The sequence below is a fragment of the Glycocaulis sp. genome (genome assembly GCF_052168375.1).
Lineage (GTDB): Bacteria > Pseudomonadota > Alphaproteobacteria > Caulobacterales > Maricaulaceae > Glycocaulis.
On sequence record NZ_JBQLZR010000108.1, the window covers coordinates 1 to 4666 of the forward strand.

At 63.8% G+C, this 4666-nt stretch carries 5 protein-coding genes; 2 read left to right on the forward strand and 3 right to left on the reverse strand.

Going from position 1 to position 4666, the window contains the following annotated elements; all coding sequences use genetic code 11:
- A partial coding sequence (locus ACTS2Z_RS04270) for a putative bifunctional diguanylate cyclase/phosphodiesterase (RefSeq protein ID WP_442571989.1) occupies positions 1-782 on the forward strand: 782 nt, incomplete at its 5' end.
- On the opposite strand, the gene ACTS2Z_RS04275 is transcribed toward ACTS2Z_RS04270, so the two are convergent.
- From ACTS2Z_RS04275 to ACTS2Z_RS04285, 3 genes are all read right to left on the reverse strand, one after another.
- Positions 779-2278: an AMP nucleosidase gene (locus tag ACTS2Z_RS04275; protein WP_442571993.1), complete on the reverse strand. Its 1500-nt coding sequence runs from the start codon at positions 2276-2278 to the stop codon at positions 779-781. The two genes, ACTS2Z_RS04270 and ACTS2Z_RS04275, sit on opposite strands and share 4 nt — an antisense overlap.
- A gap of 18 nt (positions 2279-2296) precedes the next feature.
- Complete coding sequence (locus tag ACTS2Z_RS04280; RefSeq protein ID WP_442571990.1) at positions 2297-2512, reverse strand: AMP nucleosidase; 216 nt, start codon at positions 2510-2512, stop codon at positions 2297-2299.
- A 102-nt stretch (positions 2513-2614) separates the two neighbouring features.
- Entirely contained in the window at positions 2615-3889 is a 1275-nt protein-coding gene (locus ACTS2Z_RS04285; RefSeq protein WP_442571991.1) for an alkaline phosphatase family protein, read from the reverse strand.
- Between the two features lie 177 nt (positions 3890-4066).
- Here ACTS2Z_RS04285 and ACTS2Z_RS04290 point away from each other — a divergent pair.
- Positions 4067-4666 (forward strand): amino acid kinase family protein (locus tag ACTS2Z_RS04290; protein WP_442571992.1); only part of this gene is annotated, 600 nt, incomplete at its 3' end.

Below are 4666 nucleotides of genomic sequence, written 5' to 3' on the forward strand. Positions count from 1 at the left end.
ACGCCATCGATAACAACGAGCTGACCCTGCACTATCAGGTCCAGACCGCGATCGGCACCGGCGAGGTGCGCGGTTACGAGGCACTTCTGCGCTGGACGCACCCGGAAAAAGGTCCGATCTCTCCGGCGGACTTCATTCCGCTGGCCGAGGCCAATGGCCTGATCCTGCCGCTGGGTGACTGGGTGCTGCGCAAGGCCTGCCTCGATGCAGCCTCCTGGCCGCATCCGCACAAGGTGGCCGTCAATCTCTCGGCGATCCAGCTGACCCATATCAGCCTGCCCCAGCAGATCCATCAGGTTCTGATCGAGACCGGCCTGCCGCCGGCACGCCTCGAGATCGAGCTGACCGAAACCGCCCTTATCAAGGACAAGGCCCAATCGCTGCACATCATGCGTCAGATCAAGGCGCTGGGTGTCTCCATCGCGCTTGATGATTTCGGCACGGGCTACTCCTCGCTCGATACCTTGCGGACCTTCCCGTTCGACAAGATCAAGCTGGACAAGTCCTTCACCGACGAGCTGAAGACCGACCAGCGTTCATTGGCCGTGGTGCGCGCGGTGCTGGCACTGGCCAAGAGCCTGTCCATCCCGGTTCTCGCCGAAGGGATCGAGACCCAGGAACAGCTGACGCTTCTCCATTCGGAAAGCTGCGACGAGGGGCAGGGCTTCCTGCTCGGACGTCCGGCACCCATCGGGATCGTCGCGCAGCTGGGCACCCGTATCCGGATCAATGGCGAAACCGCGCCCGAACCGCTCAAGGCCGGCAAGGCCCGCAGCGCCTAGCGGAAAGGCGGCTCGTCAAAGCTGCGCAGCTTGCGCGAATGCAGGGCTTCCGAGCCTGCCGCCTTCAGGATGTGGACCGTTTCTATACCGGCAAGCAGGTGTTCCGACACCGACTTGTTGTAGAAGCGGTTCGCAGCACCCGGCAGCTTCAGCTCGCCATGCAGGGGCTTGTCGGACACGCACAGCAAGGTGCCGTAGGGCACGCGCAGGCGGAAACCGTTTGCGGCAATCGTGGCGCTTTCCATGTCCACCGCGATGGAGCGTGACTGATTGATGCGCCTGGCTTCCTGCAGATAGCGCAGCTCCCAGTTCCGGTCGGCATGGGTCACGACCGTGCCGGTGCGCAGCCGCCGTTTGAGCGCCTCGCCCTTGTCGCCGCTGACCCGCTTTACCGCGTCCTGCAGGGCGATCTGGATTTCTGCAATCGGCGGGATCGGGATTTCAACCGGCAGGTCCCGGTCCAGTACCGCGTCATAGCGCAGATAGGCGTGCGCCAGCACATAGTCGCCAAGACGCTGGGAATGGCGAAGACCGCCGCAATGACCGATCATCAGCCAGCATTCCGGACGCATCACGGCCAGATGGTCGGTGATGTTCTTCGCGTTCGAGGGACCGACCCCGATATTGACCAGCGTGATGCCGCGCCGTCCGGGGGCCTTGAGGTGATAGGCCGGCATCTGGAAGCGCCGCCAAGGCGCGCTTTCCACGACGCTGAGCGGGTCTTCCGTGCTGGCATCGACATGCACGAAACCGGCCGCTGACAGCGATTCATACTCGTTGTCGGCTTTAAGCTGCTCTGCCGCCCAGGCGACGAACGCATCGACATAGCGGTGATAATTGGTGAACAGGATGAAGTCCTGCACATCCTCGAACGGCGTGCCGGTATAGTGCTTGATACGCTGCAGCGAGTAATCGGTGCGCGCGCCATCGAAGAGTGATAGCGGGCGCGGAGTGCCCGGGATGGAGGGGCGCTCGCCATTGGGCAGTGCATCATCAATCCGCGACAGGTCTGCGTACGGGAAATGGCGCACCAGCTCGGCTGGCGCAGCCCCGTCCATGTCGAGATCCTCGGCACCATCAAGGACGTAGGAGAAGGGAATCTCCTGCGTGGAAAGCCCGGTCTCGACCAGTATGTCGTACTCGCCCTGCAGCAGGGAGACCTGCTCGGTCAGATAGTCCCGGAAAAGCTCCGGGTGGGTGATGGTCTGGGTGTAGACGCCGCTTTCGGAAAACTTGCCGAAGGCACGGCTGAGCGGCGGCACCGGCCCGTCAGGACGGTAGGTGATGCGCAGCTCAGGATATGCAAAAAGCCCTGAAGCCCGGTCTGCACCGCCCGGCGGCAAGCCGCCATCGAGATAGGTCTTCAGCGCCTGACGCAAGGCCGCGACCGAGCGGGTGTAGAGTGCGCTCAACCGGTCGACGGCCTGTGCGGCGCTGGCAGCAGGTTCGAAAGTGTCGGCAACGGCCTCAGGCCGGACAGGGCTGGCGGGCAGCACGGCGTTCAAGACCTTTCCCTAGTCCTCACGCTTGATGAACGTCACCGTGAAGACCGGTTCGCCGCCAAACTCGTCGCTGGTCGAGCCGTCATCATTGATACGCTGGAACACGGTCGGCTCGATACGGCCTTCCATGCGGTAGCCGCGCTCAGACATCCGTCCGCGATGGAATTCCAGCGCAGCCGCAGAAAACGTCGAGGCGATGAAGGTGATGCGGTGTGGCGCGTTGGACATGGAGGCTTCCTTCCCTCTGGCAGACAGACTCAAAGTCCTTCCTCGATAGCCCGTCCCGCAAGCGAGGCCAAGCGGCGAAGCTGGAAAAGCCGGTGGTCTTAGCTATTGCGCCGTACACCGTCCGCCGGTCAGCGCGGAAACCACAGCCGGATCGCCTTCGGTTTCCGCCGGGTCGAGACCCAGTATGCAGGCGATCAGCAGGTAGACATTGATGTTCTCGAACACGTCCGGGCGCTCGCCTTGCGGGAAGGCAGGGCCTGCCGCGATGAAGCCCGCATGCATGACAGGGTCGATATTCTCATAGCCGTGAACACCGAGCGACCGGTAAGGCCCCATAGGCAGGTCACGCGCACTCAGGGCCCAGCCTGCATCGGCCAGAACGAACAGGTCCGGCCCGCGCGACGGGTGGTCAAAGCGGAAATGGGCAGGCATCTCGCCGCGCCGCCACGCACGCATGTGCGGATGCGCGCCTTGCAGCGCCTCATAGGCCGCGTCGATGGCTTCCGGCTCGCCATAGACGTTCAGGAAGGGGCGGTAGCCATTACCGCCGCGCCCTTCCAGCTCGGGAATATATACCGTGCTGAAATCGATCCACTGGTCGACATGGACAACCTGGTCTTCCGGATTGGTCGCCATGCCATGGTCGGAGACGATGATGATATTGGTCTGGTCCAGGAGCCCGCGCGCCTCAAGCCCCGCAACCAGATCGCCGACATGGCGGTCAATCGTGGCAATGGCCTGGCCAACCTCGGGCGTGTTGGCGCCGGTGCGGTGGCCGATCGTGTCCACCAGATCGAAATAGACGGCGGCAAAGCGCGGGCGTTCCGCTGCGGGTGCGTCAAACCAGGCAAGAACCTCGGCCACGCGCTCCTCATAGGGCTTGTTGTGCTCGTAGGGCGTCCAGCGCGTCGGGCGGTCACCGGCGAATTCCACCTCACTGCCCAGCCAGAACATGATGGCGGTCGACAGGCCCTGACGCTCTGCCGTGATCCAGATCGGTTCGCCAGCCCACCAGCGGCTGTCCTGCGCGCTCATCGGGTTGACGAAGCCTTCGTTGAGCTCGCGGTCAAACGGATGATTGTTGATCATGCCGTGATCTTCCGGATAGAGCCCGGTCGCGATGGAGTAGAAATTGGTGAAGGTCACGCTCGGCATCACCGGCACCATGCCATGCGGGCGGATGCCGCGATCGGCCAGCGCCTGCAGGTTGGGGGCCTCGAAGCGGTCGAGCGCATCAGCCGTCAGCCCGTCCACACCGATCATCAGGACAATCGGCTCGTCGCCCGCAAGATCCGTATCGGACGGAGCGTCCACGCTTGCGCACGCGCCAAGAGCGCAAGCCGTTGCAAGGGCGAGGAAAAAGCGGATTGGGGTCATCGAGGAATCCTTCGAGGCCGGGCCAGACATGCGCGCTGCGATAACGCGGCGGCGTGTCAGTGGCATGACGGCAGGTGAAGTGCAAACACCCATGCCCGTTGCGCAGCGCAGCATAAGCGCTAAAGGAAAGGGTTTGTGTCCGCAGTGTGCGGATGAACGGACCAGGACAGCAAGGCCATGACGGCGCGTTCCCTTATCGTGATGAAGTTTGGCGGCACCTCGGTGGCGCGCCCCAAGAACTGGGAAATCATCGCGCGTCTCGCCCGAAAACGCCTGGCCGAAGGCGAGCGCGTGCTGATCGTGCATTCGGCGCTGTCGGGCATTTCGAACCTGCTCGAAGCGCTGCCCGGTCTGGCACTTGCCGGTGAGGGCGAGGCCGCCGCGGCCGCCATCCGCCAGCGCCATCTCGATTTTGCAAGGGAAGCCGGTCTCGACGGCGAAGCGCTTCTGGCGCCCTGGTTCTCACGCCTCGATGCGCTTGCCGCCGGCATGGCGCTTGTAGGTGAGGCCAGTGCGCGCGTGCGCGCCGAGACCATGGCGCTGGGCGAACTCATGGCATCGGCGCTCGGCCTTGCGCTTCTGCACAAGCTGGGTGTTGCGGCTGACGGACTGGATGCGCGCGATGTGCTGACCGGCACCAGCACCGCAGACGAGACGCGCAGCTGGCTCGACAACGCGGTTTCCGAAGAGCGCGACGAAGCTCTCATCGCGCGCCTGGCGCCCCATGATGTGATCCTGACGCAAGGTTTCATCGCCTCGCGAGCCGGTGGCGGAACC

What these genes read in the sequence shown, in the direction of transcription:
- ACTS2Z_RS04280 (WP_442571990.1), bottom strand. Translation starts at nt 2,512, where the DNA reads ATGTCCAACGCGCCACACCGCATCACCTTCATCGCCTCGACGTTTTCT.
- ACTS2Z_RS04285 (WP_442571991.1), bottom strand. Translation starts at nt 3,889, where the DNA reads ATGACCCCAATCCGCTTTTTCCTCGCCCTTGCAACGGCTTGCGCTCTT.